We start from the raw sequence: 13,646 nt of genomic DNA on the forward strand, positions 1-13,646 counted from the left end.
CGAATTCGCCCCATAAACGGGTACCTTAGACGCCCTTAAAGCTGGTTTTCGGACCGCGAGCCCACCTTTTGGTATCTTTCACCCCATAGACGGGTACCTGATGTTTCCCCATAAACCGGTACTTTAAGCAATCCCCCATGGGGGGGTACCTTAGGAAATCCAAGCCTAACTGTCGCCAGATACTTGGGGAGCAGGTTCAGACGGGCACCGCGGATAGGGACCCATGCAGAAGGTAATTCCCCACAAACGGGTACCTTCACGCTGACCCATAAACAGGTACCTAAAAGTACGTCCCTGAGTCTGACGCCGACATAATGAGGTCCGCCGCCGAGCCGTCAGGGGTCGGTCCGCCGCCCCATAGATGGGTCCCCAGGCCGCGCCCCACAAACGGGTACCTTTTGGGCTCCCCATAAACGGATACCTAAGATGGACCTGCACAGAACGAAGCCTGCCTCTTCAACTCAACCTTGGGACACGGGATTAGATCGAGGCCTGGGCAAGCCTCATAAACGTGTACCTATGAAGCGCCCCATATTCAGGTACCTTCAAAACGCCCCATAAACCGGTACCTTTGAAATTCCCCATTGATGGGTACCTTTGACCCCATATCCACATACCTGAAGACCCATAGAAGGGTTCCAGTCACCCATAAATGGCTACTTATTCCCCCACAAAAGGGGACCTTCCGCCCCATAGAGAGATACCATACCCCGCTGAAACCCGCATGGCTGCTGGGTTTCAGATCCCTAAATGTATTAAATTCTTAAAGTGTTAGTTAAATAAATACACAACGGGTGGCGACATCCAAACAAGGGCGTCCAAAGAAACAATCCAAAAAAAGAATTGCCTCAATCGCGGTACATAGGTACCATCAGAAATCTACATTCCGCCAGGCCCCGGCATGGGAACATCTCCACCACCTCCAGAGCACCAGATCAGTCTGTTCATGAAAAAGGAATCCCCGGATCCTTTTCGGAAAGCGGTTCAGATCGTTCACAGTATGCCGCTCGGCGACCTTACCGCTGTGCAGCGAAAGATGTCGAACAACTGGCTCAAAAAGGCAAACTCGACTGAACCCGATGCCGATGGATACTGGTCCATTCGCATCGATGAGATGAGCAATGACATCGGCTTCAATTCAAAGAATCGTAAATACCTCAAGGACGCTGCGCGAGCCCTGCAGCGAATTGTTTTTGCCTGGGACGTAGTAGCTCCAGAAGCGAAAAGGGCAAAGTGGATCTCCTCAGTGCTGTACCCCGACGTGGAGATCACCGCTGATACCATCCGCTTTCGCTTGAGTGAACCACTGAAGCTGTACGTTCGTAATCCAGATGTCTATGCGTTGATTGACGAAACGGTGGTTCGAAAGTACAGGCGCCTGGCGTCTATCGGTATCTATGAACACTGCGTCCGATTTGAAAAAGTTGGAACAACTACGACGGTGCCGTGGCAGAAGTTTCGCGACATCGTCTTGGGCGAATCGGCTACTCGCAAAACCTACGAGCAATACAAGGTGTTCAAGGCAAAGATCCTGAATCCCTCAATAGCCGAGATCAACGCCGAGGGAGCTATCAATATCGTCCTCAGGGAGACAAAGGCAGGAAAGTCTGTCGAAGGTGTCTTCTTCAAGGTAGCAAAGGGACGCCAGTACGCAGACGCTGCGGGTCTCGATGAGAATGAGACATCCCTGGTCGCACAGATGGTGAAACTTGGCGTCCTGTCCTCAGAGGCAAAGCGACTATTGAAGGAATATTCGCCCAAAGTGATCCAGGCAACGCTCGCATATACCAACGAGCGGAAGACCAGTAAAAAGTCGGAAAAGCTTGAAAACCCCCCCGCGTATTTCAGAATGGCGCTGCAGCGGAAATGGGCGATAAACGGCGAAGCTGTGGAGGATGTAGAGCCGAAGGGCGCGGAACCACCACCGTCCTCAGGAAAGCCGAACTTGAGTGCTCTCTATCGCACCAACCAAATTGCGAAGGCCGAAGCCTACTTCAAGGTGCTCGACGCGGATGATCAACAGGACCTCATCGCCAAGTACAACGAGCAACAAATTACTCCGGCACTCCGCCTAAAAACCAAAGCAACAAAGCCCTCTGAGGCCGCATTTTTTCAATGGCTAATGAAGGATTTGTGGGGCGAGCCAAATGCGGAAGACCTGCTTGAGTATGCGCAGACCCTTCTAAGCAAGATTTAGAAGGTTTCCCCCGCCTTCCACGGCTGGACTGCGATGATGGCTTCATGCCTTCCGATGCCCCTGAGTTACGCCGCCACCTGGCCAGCCTCACTCAGAATTGATCGCGAGTTCCACCCCAACTATGCCAACATCAGCCGACATCATGCTGTTCTGCGGCGACCCGCACGGGAAGTTCGACCACATCCTGCAGGCCGCCGGCGATTTGAGAGCGTCAGCTGTCATATTGCTTGGCGATATGGAGTCCGGGCAGCCGCTGCACGAAGCGATGGCGTCGATTGATGACAAGCTGTGGTTCATCCACGGCAATCACGATACGGACAGCGAACTTAACTGGAACAACCTCTGGGGCGGCAAGCTGGCAGATAGGAACGTCGATGGGCGGGTTGTAACCTTGCCCAACGGTATCCGGATCGCCGGGTTGGGAGGGGTCTTCCGCGAAAGCGTCTGGTATCCCAGCCTGCCGACACCGCCAAATTTCCGCAACCGCAAAGAGCATGTTCGGGCAACGCCATGGCAGGACCGATGGCAGGGGAGCGTGCCGTGCAAGCACTGGTCCACCATTTATCCGGACGAGCTGGATCGTTTGTCAGGAATGCCGGCAGACATCCTCATCACCCATGAAGCGCCTGGATATCACAACAACGGCTTTGAGCTCCTGGACAGCCTGGCGCAGAGCATGGGCGTCAAAGTGGCCGTTCACGGGCACCATCACGATAACCTGGACAGCTCCGATCGGTGGGACCGGCAGGGCTTCAAGAGTTTTGGCGTCGGCTTGCGAGGCATCACAGCCATCGACGCAAGCGGAATCTCCAAGGTGATAGTCCCGGGCGAACTGGACGCGCAGCGGGACTTCCGGCAAAAGTATCTGGATGTGTTCAAGGATGTCGCGCCTTGAACCCGGTTGACCTTGCTTTACGTCGGTACAGCGGCATTCGTGGCCAATGCAGCCTTCCAGTCATTCTTTGGTGAGAACGCCTGCCAGTGATCAATCTCCGCGACCAGATCGCCTCCAGAGTCAGGCCAGTACTCGGCTGCCATGCAACTCGAATAGACCGACAGAATCTCCTGGAACTTCTTGGCGCCATTGTTCATGAAGCTCTCGCCGGCGGTGATGACATGGATCGAATGCGGCTCATCACTTTCAGCAGCAATGAATTCGAACGGCTTTGCGCTAGCTGAACCCTCATAAAGGGAGCGCCCGAAGGTATACATGAACGCCTGGAAGTCGTAGCCCATGTCGTTCGCATCGCGCAAGAACGCTGAGCTGGTGGCGTGCCGGGTGGTCTTCAAATCGAAGCTGATCTCCGGGTGGTACAGATCGAACCGAACCTTGAGCATCAGTCCGGTCGTCGGCTCCTGGAAATAGATGCTCACCTCCGCCTGCCCCTCGGCGAGAAAATCACCAAAGAAGCGACCCCGAACACGGCGATACTTGATTTTTTCAGCAAGGAGAAGGCCCTTGCGAAATGTGGGTTCGTCAATTACCAGACGTGCCGGATTCGCAGCCTCAAAGGCCTTGTAATCCTTGTTGCGAGCATCCGCCAGTCCAGGAAAGACAGCAATCTCGTTGCCCACCTGTTGAGGCTCCAGCACGAGCGCATGAACGAGGCTTCCGAAATCTTTCGCTTTGCTTGATGAATGCAAATTCAGAAGGCTGGCCTGGAAATGCGCCGGCGAAATCAGAAGTGGCTTGAGCATGCTGCAGCTCAGAACCTCGCGGTCCGCATGGTACGCATGAGAGGTCATGTCGGCGTACATGCGGCTGAAGGGGGTAGCTCCTGCCGTCACGTTGAGACTCAGCTCGTCTGTCGTGCCAAACAGTGCCGCGGATGAAGTGAGGTCGAATACTTTGTTCATGTCTTGGTTGCTCCATTGATGGGCTTGATCTATGAAACCACGGACGCACCATCTGTCAAGACGCTCGATGGGTGTGAAAGGCCTCAAATATCGGAACAAAGCGGAAAATTCGTGCGTTGAGCGGGGTTGACGGTGCCGCTTCGCGTGATAGCTTTAACGTAAGGACAGCCGCTACTTTAAGAATCAAGAAAATGACCCCAGAAAAATTGACTAACTCCGCTGAAATCGACTTCAATCCTGAGCTTTTGCCTGAGACGTGGAGGGCTGCGCTCCAGACTGCCATCAAGTGCACCGATGAGGCTGCGATCTGGAAAATCATGAATGCCCAGCAACTCAACGCGGAAGCGCATGAGGAATTGGTCAACAGCATCAGCCGGCTGCACTACAGGCACAGGAACATCGATGTGTATTGCGAATTGTTCATGATGCCCGTTATCGTTCCCTCGGAGTGCGAACTCATCAACGAACCTCTCGTCTGGAAATCGGCGCGGGACACTATCAAGTCGGCCCTGAACAACTGGTTCGGGAAAAAGACCCGGATCGTCATCTTCGAGGGAGTCCTGCCGATGGACTGGATAACCACCTGGCGCCCTCGAGTGATTCGGCAACACCTCCAGAGGCTGGTTCCGGAGTCATCGAGGCAGGCGACTGAGTTCCCCGCAACGACCATTGAGCTGCCAGAACGGGCCCCTCGCCTCGGGTTCGTCCTTATCGCCTGCCAAAAGCAAGGGGAGTGGCCGGAGATACCGGAACTGAATTCATTGATGGACAAGCGTCTCAAGGACGTTGTCCGTTCATCTTTGTACTTAGCAGCCTCGCCGGCCGAGGCAATGGCTCCCTACGCTCCGCACGGTGGCTCGCGAGACTTTGAGGGCGAGCCGTTAGTCCTGGCCCCTGAACGGGTCCAGTTCGCTATTACGGATGGCATCGTCCTTTGGCTGATGAAACTCCACGCAATGTTCCCGGTTCTCGGATGGACCGTCTCGCAATCCATCGCCGCGTCGGACGTGGTGAAGTTCACCCTCCACTTGGCTGACTCCGCTGTTCGGCTTACCCAGTTCACGGTTCGGATGCACCAGATTGGCATGCAGGGGTTGAACGACATCACCATTGGCCTGGCAGGAATTGCTCCAAACATGGAAACGCCAGCTGACATGAGCAAAGACCAGTACCTCGCCATGCAAACACCCTCAGCGGTTGCTTGACAACGACCCCTTTCATGTTGAGATAGTCCCAACTATTCGCAACGCGCGCTCTTGGCGCATTTTTCCTGGAGAGTCAAATGGACATGAAATCACTAAGCATTGGCCCGTTCAACGAGGGGTTCATTCGCGTGGCTACGACCAGCGATCCCGCCTCCACCGAAACGAAGTTCACGGGCGAGATCGAAATACTGGCGCGCCACCATACTCGCCTTCCTAGTGAAATCGACGGCGAGCGCATGCGCCTGGCCAGTCACCCCGCAGGCAAGATGTTGCTTGAACGCGAGGCTGCGAACAAGGCCGCAGGGAAGTTGGTTGAGGTGCCGATTCGGATGTTTTTCAACAAAACAGCCAACGCATTGACTGTGAAGTATCAGGCGTTCGACGGGGAAGGTCGGCCGGTCTGTGTCGGTGATGGCTGCAATGCAAGGCGCACCTCACTTATCGAGGGTAATCAGCCTGTAACTGTGGACGCGCCATGCGCCGGCTCGGAGGATTGCGAGTTTGCTCAGTCCGGGGTTGTTTCTTGCAGACGCCAAGTCAAGATGCCGGTCCAGATCAAAGGGCAGGCGAACGCGCTCAGCGTCTTCGAGGTTCGAACCTCGTCGTTCAATGCCTACAAGACGCTCCGTGCCCAGCTGGAGCTCATCGAAAGCCGTTTTGGAGGCCTCCGTCATGTGCCCATCAAGCTCTCGCTCTGGCAAGCCAGCAACGAGGCAAGCTCGTTCGAGCCATTCGATGTCTTCAAACTCTCCTTGGATGGGAACTCGGAAGTCGAAGTGATGCGACAGGCGAAGAAGGAACGTGACGAAGAAAAAGAATGCGGCCTCGTTTCCGATCAAGACGCTATTTACGAGAAGCTCCAAAACGGCGATGCCGACAGCAAGCTCTCGCTGGCATTCGACGACTTCAATGAAATTTCAGATTTTTACGCCCCCGTTGCCATCCCCAAGGCGGAGCGGCGGAAGGGGAGCCAGTCGGTCTCCTCGCCGCTGACTAAGAGGCACGCGCGCAGTTCTGCGCCCCACTTAGCCGCCGATTTGATCTCGTCCTCCCTTGCGCAGGCTGGACTCGCACCGGCAGCGGAACAATCAACACCTACTCAATAGACTATGAGCGACCCAAACATCACGCGCCTAGTAGTGGGCCCGACAATGACACTCGCTATGGGTGTCCCAGTCGGCCAGGCGGTCACGCAAACCGACCTGTCTAAAACCCTACGCTGGAAGGACGGCCATTGGCAGAATTCCGCAAGCATTATAAAAAAGGCGCGCCAGTTCACCTTCCTGCCTGTGGATGTTCTCGAAATATCGGCGACCAGGCGAGCGAGTACCTTCCGGCACTTGCGCGCATACGCGCTGCCAGTTGCGGCGGTAGTCATCTTCTTGGGGACGGCGCTGGGCTTCGTCCTCCAGCAGCGCGATAGCGCGGAAGACATACCGGTAGCGACTTCCATCGCGCCTGCAGAGACACCCGTGGCGGTCAGGTCCGTGGATGCGCCTTACCCCTTGCCAGGCGCCTCGCCATCGGCACCGCTTCCGGGTAATAGCCAGTTGGAGGAAGAAAGTAGCGCGCGTGAGCTTGCGCCACCAGTGCCCAGCGCAAAGGGACCGGTGCAGGTACCGTCTGCCCCGCTGCCCACTGTGACTTCAGCCAAGGCCCCCGCATTGCCCGCCGTGCGACCGACCCAGCAAGCGGCACCAGTCGTCCCATCCCACAAGCAGGCGCCTGCCGTAGTGCCAAAGGAGGATGCCAAGGACGAAAAGGCCCGTCCTGCAGTGATCTTGGACGCGGATGTTCCATTCGCGAAGGCAAAGCTGCCCGAGGCGGTCTCGCAGCAAAAGGCCACTGCTCCACCACCGGCCTTAGGGCAGCTACCAAAGCCGCAGGCTTCCACAAGCGGATCTAGCAGCGTAAGCAGCGGCCTTGTCGCCTTGACTCAGGACGGCAAGTTCGCTCTTTTTACGAATGTGAAGACCCGGCTGCCTGAGAAGTTTGCCGTGGGCGACAGGCTCCCCACGGGCGAAGTTCTGAAGGCAATCGACAGAGTCAATGGCAAGGTCCAAACGGACGCAAAAGAATACAGGCTGGAATGAACATGACCGACGAAACCATAATTATCGATCCCGTTGGGATGAATATCATCAACCGACTTGCACCCGGGAGCAAGTTCATCGGGCAACTGGAAAGCGAAGGCGGACTTCTCATCGAGGGAACTATTGTCGGCAATGTGCTGGTAAGTGGCGGGCCGCTCGTTCTCATGGAGCATGGAAGCATCACAGGTGATGTGACGTGCGAAGACGATGCCTACCTGTTCGGCAAAATCCATCCGGCCGAGGGCAAGGACCACAGCGAACTGATCGCGGGTGGCGCTGTTTTCATGGCGCAAACATTGGAGGCTCGCGCGAACATCACCGCCGGCGCTATCAAAACCTATGACGGCGCTCAGGTCGACGGGCGCATCCGCACGGTCCGCCGCGCCAAAGCAAAGCTCCCGGACGCAGGTTGACGCGCATGAAGAGTGTTGTGGTCAGCCATCGGTGGATTGCCCAGGTCCTGAAGCAACGCGGAATCCCTGTACCGGACTTGAAGGAATTGGAGGGCGCGGTTGCGCAGTGCACCGAGGAAATCCGCGCGCGGCTTCTAAACGTCGTAACTCTTATCGAACGAGGGACAGAAGAGGCAGGTGACATCGAATGGGTACGAGTGGCCCTCAAGGCGCCGGGACAGAAGGCTCGTAAAGTTTCGCCTGATCTTGAGCAGACGCCTCTCGTGGTGAGTGCGGCGCCGGTTCCGTCCCATGCAACCGAGCCACGGCCTGACCGTCCCCAGTTTCTGGAAAACGGCCAGCTGGACGACGCGGGAAGCGGCACCGCGGTGCCGGCGAAGCGTGTAAAGCACCACATCTACGCATCAAAAGCCGCGTTGACCATCGAGCTCGACACGTTGAGACAACAGCCCGGCGAAGAGGATGTGGTGCGTACAGTTCTTATTGAAGCGGCGGTGGCCACCGCTGGTCGCGGGTATGACTGGGAGCGGAAGATCCCGTTTCAACTCATGCGCCGTGAGCTGCCGATGGTAGCGGGCGCTCTCCTTGGGCTTCTCGACCGACCCTTGGCTATTGAAAATCATGGGCCTGAGCGGAATAAATCGATTTGGATTGAGCAACAAGGCAGCAAGTACTTTGTGAAGATCTCTCAGGGGGCCCGCACGATTGCCCTTCCAGTCGATTGCTCGGACGCGTATGCCTGGAATGCCATCGTGCTCCAGGCGCTTCAGCACAATGCTCCCTCACTGTCAGGCAGCCTGCAGCTGCGCCTGATTCACCGTGTAGCCGAAATGATGAACCACACCCCCACCAAATGAAGAAAATCCAACTAGCTGAGCTGGCGCGGCGGTTCCAAGGCCCAGTGCTCGCTGCCGCTGCCGGGGCCGCGATTGGTTACCTCTCCTGGGGGGAGGGGAGAACGCCCATTCTCGCGGCCCTGCTTCCCGTGGCTGTTGGCATTTCCGGTTCAAGGGCCCGAGCGTTCGCGCTCTCGATGGGATATGTGCTTGGAACTATGCGAGGACTGCCGGCGTTCGCCGCCGCATGGTTCGACAACAGTCTGATCATCGGATCGATGCTGTGGCTTCTGGTGGGACTGATCGCGGGCGCCGCATGGTCGCTTGCCTGGACCGCTGCAGAGGTGCCTTGGAGAAAGGCGCTTGCCGTCGCAGTAGCGTGGGTTGTGACTCTGCTTCCGCCGGTGGCGGCGTCATCGCCTGGGCATGCTGTTGTCGCCTGGGGGTACATCACACCCGGATGGGGGTGGATTGGCGTTGCGCTGAGCGTCCTTGTCCCTGCGGCCGTCATGGCGGTGGTCACGGCGAAGAGGTGGTCAATGGCCTACGTACGTGGCGCGGCCGTGGGGCTGGCCGGCGTCCTAGCTGTTGTGTCGCATTTCCACGATGAGATTGAAAACCGGTACGTCAATGACATGGTGGCCGTGAGCACCCGCTGGGGCGCGGCCTCAGATCCATTCGAGATGCTCGATAGGGTAGAGCGGATGGGGAAAACGACGCGGGCGCTGTCAGAAGAGAATGTCGCGTCAGTGGTCGTATTCCCTGAAAGCATCGTGCAGACCTATCACCCAACGCTCTATCCCATTCTCAAGGAAATCATCCTCGACGATGCGGCAAAGGCCGGCCAGACGGTGGTTATTGGGGCGGATTTGCCGACCGCTGATGGCAATTTCCAGACTGCAGCACTTGCCTTCTACCCCGATGGGAGTAGCGTGACCGCCTTGACGCGCCAACCGGTCCCAATAGCGCTGTGGAAACCTTGGAATTCGACGGGCAGCTTCCTCACGAACTGGCGGAGCAGCAACATCCTGCCCTTTCGCAGCGGCATCAAAGCGCGAGTGATATTTTGCTTTGAGGAGTACATGCCGATTCTGAGCCTCCTCAATGAGGCCCTTGACGATCACCAGATGGTGATCGTGCTGGCCAATACCTGGGCGTCCAGGAGCGCTGAAACGGCGGCCATCCAGTCCCGGCACAGCGAAGGCATGGCTGTCTTGTTCGGGAAGCGACTCATCAAGGCGGAAAATAGGCCGAAAGTCGCCAAGGGTGGAGACTGAGAGGCGGTAGAGTTGTGGCTGTCGAAAGGCTAGTTCAATTCGCGAACCCGAAACAATGTGAGTGAGATCTTTGCAGGCGTCACGGTCAGCGGCGAGACGCGACTGATCGGCGAGGTGGCTCAAGGCGCTGCCTGTGCGTGCTTTTGTCGGGTTTGCGGCAGTCCTTTGGTGGCCAAGCAGGGGGAAGTACTCACGTGGCACTTTGCGCACGTTGCCAGACAGGAAAACCCCGAATGCTATGCCGGCGCGCTAAATCTGATCCGCAGGCTCGCCATTGAGGACATTCTTGGCAAGGCGGTTCTGAAACTGCCTGAATGCCACGTCACGATTCGTCGCCCAAGCAGGCTGGGGCATTCTGATGCAAAGCTGGCTTGGCAGCCTGAATTCGAGCGATGGGCGGACTTCGCGATGGATGCACCGAAGGGGGCCACCGTTGCACGCATTCACCTGGTGGACGGGGAAATAGCTGAGCTTTCCGTAGAAGCCACTGAATCGCCGATGTCCGCGTTGCCGGTCGCGGTGAGCGACACGGGAATGATCGTTTGCCGGTTCCCGATTCCAGCTCCCCAGCACCTTCGGACGTTCGAAGCGGCGATGGCGCAAATTCGCGCTACGGCTGCCTGGCAATGGATCCGCGTGCCGGCAGGCGCAGCACAGGTGAAGCACGCAATTGAGCAACTTGATGCCCAAGATCGCCTTGAGGCGGCCAGGATCGACAAGCTAGCTCATCAGAGGGCGATCGAGGCGGGCAGCCGGTGGGCGGGCATAGCTAGGCGAAACCGTGCTGGAGAGGCTTTCCTGCGGCCTCGTCCAGCGTTCGGCCCCCCTCCCACCGGGGGCGGGGCAGAGGATGCTATGCCCGGCCGTTCGCCGGGATGCACGCTGACGTTCTACAGGCTCCCCGATTCAAAGTTGTGGGTACGCTACATGCGCTCTGATCGAAGGTATGTGGTCATCCCGTTTCCGGGTCACCAGTGGAACGGTTGGGAAAACGACCTTCCGCCGGCAGTGGGACGATACGACCCGGAGCTCAAGGCTTTCGTTTTGGATGACGTGTTCCGTGGCATGGAAGCTTTGGCCGCGCTTTCATCGACCGTGAAGTCTGGCCGAAGCTTGGCGGAGTTCACTTCAGACCCCTTTGAGAACTGAGGTGGGCTTCCAGGACTGGCGCGACTCGCGGGCAAGCCACTTTCTGACTGGTCGAGATCTGTTGCAGCGCGGCAGATCGGCTGCTAATATGCCTCTGCCTCCTCACTTTGAGGACTCGCGTGCGCAATGCACGCCGCATTTCAACCCATACGGGGATTCACATCCCCTTGGGATTCGTGGGTCCCCGTTTTTCTTTTCAGAAAGACAAACCCATGACAGAAGTACTGGAACGGCCAATCGGCCAGGAATCGCCCGTCGTTCACGATCAGGGCGAGGACGTAAACATCGCTGTTGGCGAACTCGTCTCCGGGTTCAACTACCGTCGCCGCCTCAACGCAGCGAAGGAAGCCTCGTTCGATGAGGACATCAAACGCAACGGGCAGCTCCAGGGCCTGATCTTCAGGAAGCTCGAAACGGGGGGCCTGCAGATCCTTGCCGGGCATCGCCGTGCAATGTCGATAAGCCGCGTGTTTGGTCCGGAGTACCGTGTTTTTGGCAAGGCCAAGAAGTACTCCAACGCCGAAGCCATCGCGGTGATGGTCAGCGAAAACTACAACCGCGAAGACCCCACCGCCATCGAAGACGCCGAAGCGGCGACCCGCCTCCTCGGTGAAATGAATGGCGACAAGGACGAAACCGCTCGCCGGCTCGGCTGGAAACGGCCGCTGCTCGATCGCCGACTGGCGATCATGAATGCGACGGACAGTGTGCGTGACGCCTTCATTGAAGAGAAGTTGCACCTTGGCCATGTCGAGATTCTTGCTGCCATGCCCCGCGAGGCGCAGGAAAAGGTACTCGTGAAGTTGCTGGCTGCGCCAGTGATGCCAACCGTAGAACAGCTGAAGGCCATGGCCGAACAGGTTCTGCTCGGGCTCGAGGCAGCGATCTTCGACAAGGCCGATTGCAATGGCTGCAAGTTCAATACTGGCAACCAGCAGGCCCTGTTCGACACGTCGTTTTCAGGTACCCGCTGCACAAACGGTGCTTGCTACGGTGAGAAGACCGAGAAGGAACTCGAAACGCGCCGCATGGCGTTGACCGAGACCTACCAGGTCGTGCGGATTGTCCGCCCAGGGGATAACTTGACGGTCAATCCCTTGCGCGCCGAAGGCAAGCTTGGCGTGGGTGCTGAACAGGCGCTCGCGTGTCGCACCTGTGCTGACTTTGGTGCCTGCATTTCAGGGGTACCGGACAAGCTGGGTATGAGCTTCAAGGATGTCTGCTTCAACAAGACGTGCCTTGACACCAAGGTCGGCATCCGTGCCGCGGCAGAGGAGGCCGCGCGGGAAGCTGCAGCTGCTTCGATCGAGAGCGCCGCAAGCGCTGCAATTGACGCAAGCGCCAAGACGGATCGCGCGCCGGGAAGCGCTGGTGAAGGCCAGGGTTCCAACGAGGATCGGAAGCAATCGCAGAAGACCAAAACGTCCACCGTGAAGGTCGCTGCTTCTTCTGAGCCGCGGAACGCAGTGAAGGAATTTCGCGAGAAGATCTGGCGCGGCGTATTCCATCGTGGAGCGTTGAAGTTGTCGGTGGAGAAAAGCCGAGCCTTGTTGCTCGCGCTGTGTCTCTACCGTCCGTCCACCCTCGACTCGCACGCAGCAGTGGAGGCGATTGAACGCGAAACGGGAATGGGAAGCGTTGGGAAACTTGATGCTTTCCAACTTACCAGCGAGATCCTGGCCATGGACGTTAAGGCCCTTGGCAGTGCGTTGTTTCAGATTCCAGCGGCGGTCACAACCAGCCTGGAGATCACGGCGGTTGTCGGATTTCTGAAGGCCTTGGGGATTCAGATCGAGAGCCACTGGAAGATCAACGCAGCGTTTTTTGATCTGCTGACCAAGACCGAAATGGACGCCGTGTGCATCGAACTCGGGATGGACAAGGCGGTCGGCAAGGAATATGCAAAGCTGAAGAACGGCGGCAAGGCCGACTTCATCAAGGCCATCATGGCGATTGAAGGTTTCGAGTATGTAGGGAAAATTCCGGCGTTCATGCGCTGGTAACTGCCCTCGCTTCGTACCAATCACACAAACCTTCGCGGGTGTTCTGCCCGGAGGGGTAGTTCATCCGCAATTCTTTTCTTAGGATATGCAATGAATCTTTTTCAACAATTGGCCCCTCTGGTTTCGAGCGGGATCGTGATGCGGATGACAGTTCGCATGCATGGCGACAAGCTGCAGCTGGACATCATCCCCGAGGTCGAGGCAGGCAAAACCGGCATTTCCGTGCCGGCGCAGGCCTTGATCGGGACCGCTGAAGAACTTGACGCTGGTGTGCCGGGCTTTCTTGCAGCCTACGCACAATCAGCGGCAGACCTCAATGAGCAGATCGCTGTTGCAAATGCCGTTATGGGCAAGGCGCAGGATGCTGCCAAAGAGGTGGTGAAAGCTGCGGCCTCCAAGGTCAAGCCGACGAGTGCAGCCGGTGCCAAGCCATCTGCAAAAACCAACGAAGTCAAAACCGACCGCACGGCGGCGGGCTTCCTGGACATGGACGACGACGAGAACGCAGAAGGCGGGGACGAAGCAGAGTCCCCGTCAGCTGCGGAGAAAAGCACCCCCGTCGCGCCTGATCTTCCGATCAGCGCAACCGGCGAGACTCCCAACATGTTCATGTGAG

12 protein-coding genes are annotated in these 13,646 nt (G+C 57.5%); 11 read left to right on the plus strand and 1 reads right to left on the minus strand.

What is annotated here, in order from left to right; all coding sequences use genetic code 11:
• Positions 1–946 precede the first annotated feature (946 nt).
• A complete protein-coding gene (locus B7G53_RS17640) occupies positions 947–2,197 on the plus strand; it encodes a replication initiation protein (protein WP_255250064.1) in 1,251 nt (416 codons plus the stop codon).
• A gap of 121 nt (positions 2,198–2,318) precedes the next feature.
• Entirely contained in the window at positions 2,319–3,092 is a 774-nt protein-coding gene (locus B7G53_RS17645; RefSeq protein WP_096670110.1) for a metallophosphoesterase family protein, read from the plus strand.
• A 17-nt stretch (positions 3,093–3,109) separates the two neighbouring features.
• Here B7G53_RS17645 and B7G53_RS17650 read toward each other — a convergent pair whose 3' ends face one another.
• Positions 3,110–4,054, minus strand: coding sequence for a PD-(D/E)XK nuclease-like domain-containing protein (locus tag B7G53_RS17650; protein WP_096670112.1), 945 nt, complete (start codon positions 4,052–4,054; stop codon positions 3,110–3,112).
• 191 nt (positions 4,055–4,245) lie between these two features.
• On the opposite strand from B7G53_RS17650, the gene B7G53_RS17655 reads away from it, so the two are divergent.
• From B7G53_RS17655 to B7G53_RS17695, 9 genes are all read left to right on the plus strand, one after another.
• Positions 4,246–5,259, plus strand: coding sequence for a hypothetical protein (locus B7G53_RS17655; RefSeq protein WP_096670115.1), 1,014 nt, complete (start codon positions 4,246–4,248; stop codon positions 5,257–5,259).
• A gap of 77 nt (positions 5,260–5,336) precedes the next feature.
• A complete protein-coding gene (locus B7G53_RS17660) occupies positions 5,337–6,365 on the plus strand; it encodes a recombination directionality factor (RefSeq protein WP_096670117.1) in 1,029 nt (342 codons plus the stop codon).
• A 3-nt stretch (positions 6,366–6,368) separates the two neighbouring features.
• The gene (locus B7G53_RS17665) at positions 6,369–7,352 is read left to right on the plus strand and encodes a hypothetical protein (protein WP_176491397.1); all 984 of its coding nucleotides are present in this window, start codon (positions 6,369–6,371) and stop codon (positions 7,350–7,352) included.
• A 2-nt stretch (positions 7,353–7,354) separates the two neighbouring features.
• Positions 7,355–7,765 (plus strand): bactofilin family protein, encoded by a 411-nt coding sequence (locus B7G53_RS17670; RefSeq protein WP_096670190.1) that lies wholly within the window; start codon positions 7,355–7,357, stop codon positions 7,763–7,765.
• Between the two features lie 5 nt (positions 7,766–7,770).
• On the plus strand, positions 7,771–8,622 hold the full coding sequence (locus tag B7G53_RS17675; RefSeq protein WP_096670121.1) for a hypothetical protein: 852 nt from the start codon (positions 7,771–7,773) through the stop codon (positions 8,620–8,622).
• Positions 8,619–9,878 carry a conjugal transfer protein TraB gene (locus B7G53_RS17680; protein WP_096670123.1) on the plus strand — a complete coding sequence of 420 codons (1,260 nt, stop codon included), beginning with the start codon at positions 8,619–8,621 and terminating at the stop codon, positions 9,876–9,878. Before B7G53_RS17675 ends, B7G53_RS17680 begins: the two co-directional genes overlap by 4 nt.
• Positions 9,879–9,935: 57 nt before the next feature.
• Positions 9,936–11,027: a competence protein CoiA family protein gene (locus tag B7G53_RS17685; RefSeq protein WP_141396373.1), complete on the plus strand. Its 1,092-nt coding sequence runs from the start codon at positions 9,936–9,938 to the stop codon at positions 11,025–11,027.
• A gap of 212 nt (positions 11,028–11,239) precedes the next feature.
• Positions 11,240–13,030 (plus strand): PRTRC system ParB family protein, encoded by a 1,791-nt coding sequence (locus B7G53_RS17690; RefSeq protein ID WP_096670128.1) that lies wholly within the window; start codon positions 11,240–11,242, stop codon positions 13,028–13,030.
• A 90-nt stretch (positions 13,031–13,120) separates the two neighbouring features.
• Positions 13,121–13,645, plus strand: coding sequence for a PRTRC system protein E (locus B7G53_RS17695; protein ID WP_096670130.1), 525 nt, complete (start codon positions 13,121–13,123; stop codon positions 13,643–13,645).
• The last annotated feature ends 1 nt before the right edge of the window (position 13,646 follow it).

Origin of the sequence: Polaromonas sp. AET17H-212 (assembly GCF_002379085.1) — a bacterium.
Classification (GTDB): domain Bacteria; phylum Pseudomonadota; class Gammaproteobacteria; order Burkholderiales; family Burkholderiaceae_C; genus Polaromonas.

Bases quoted from the DNA above. Each gene is read 5' to 3' on its own strand.
- B7G53_RS17640 (WP_255250064.1), top strand. From the start codon at position 947: ATGAAAAAGGAATCCCCGGATCCTTTTCGGAAAGCGGTTCAGATCGTT.
- B7G53_RS17645 (WP_096670110.1), top strand. From the start codon at position 2,319: ATGCCAACATCAGCCGACATCATGCTGTTCTGCGGCGACCCGCACGGG.
- B7G53_RS17650 (WP_096670112.1), bottom strand. From the start codon at position 4,054: ATGAACAAAGTATTCGACCTCACTTCATCCGCGGCACTGTTTGGCACG.
- B7G53_RS17655 (WP_096670115.1), top strand. From the start codon at position 4,246: ATGACCCCAGAAAAATTGACTAACTCCGCTGAAATCGACTTCAATCCT.
- B7G53_RS17660 (WP_096670117.1), top strand. From the start codon at position 5,337: ATGGACATGAAATCACTAAGCATTGGCCCGTTCAACGAGGGGTTCATT.
- B7G53_RS17665 (WP_176491397.1), top strand. From the start codon at position 6,369: ATGAGCGACCCAAACATCACGCGCCTAGTAGTGGGCCCGACAATGACA.
- B7G53_RS17670 (WP_096670190.1), top strand. From the start codon at position 7,355: ATGACCGACGAAACCATAATTATCGATCCCGTTGGGATGAATATCATC.
- B7G53_RS17675 (WP_096670121.1), top strand. From the start codon at position 7,771: ATGAAGAGTGTTGTGGTCAGCCATCGGTGGATTGCCCAGGTCCTGAAG.
- B7G53_RS17680 (WP_096670123.1), top strand. From the start codon at position 8,619: ATGAAGAAAATCCAACTAGCTGAGCTGGCGCGGCGGTTCCAAGGCCCA.
- B7G53_RS17690 (WP_096670128.1), top strand. From the start codon at position 11,240: ATGACAGAAGTACTGGAACGGCCAATCGGCCAGGAATCGCCCGTCGTT.
- B7G53_RS17695 (WP_096670130.1), top strand. From the start codon at position 13,121: ATGAATCTTTTTCAACAATTGGCCCCTCTGGTTTCGAGCGGGATCGTG.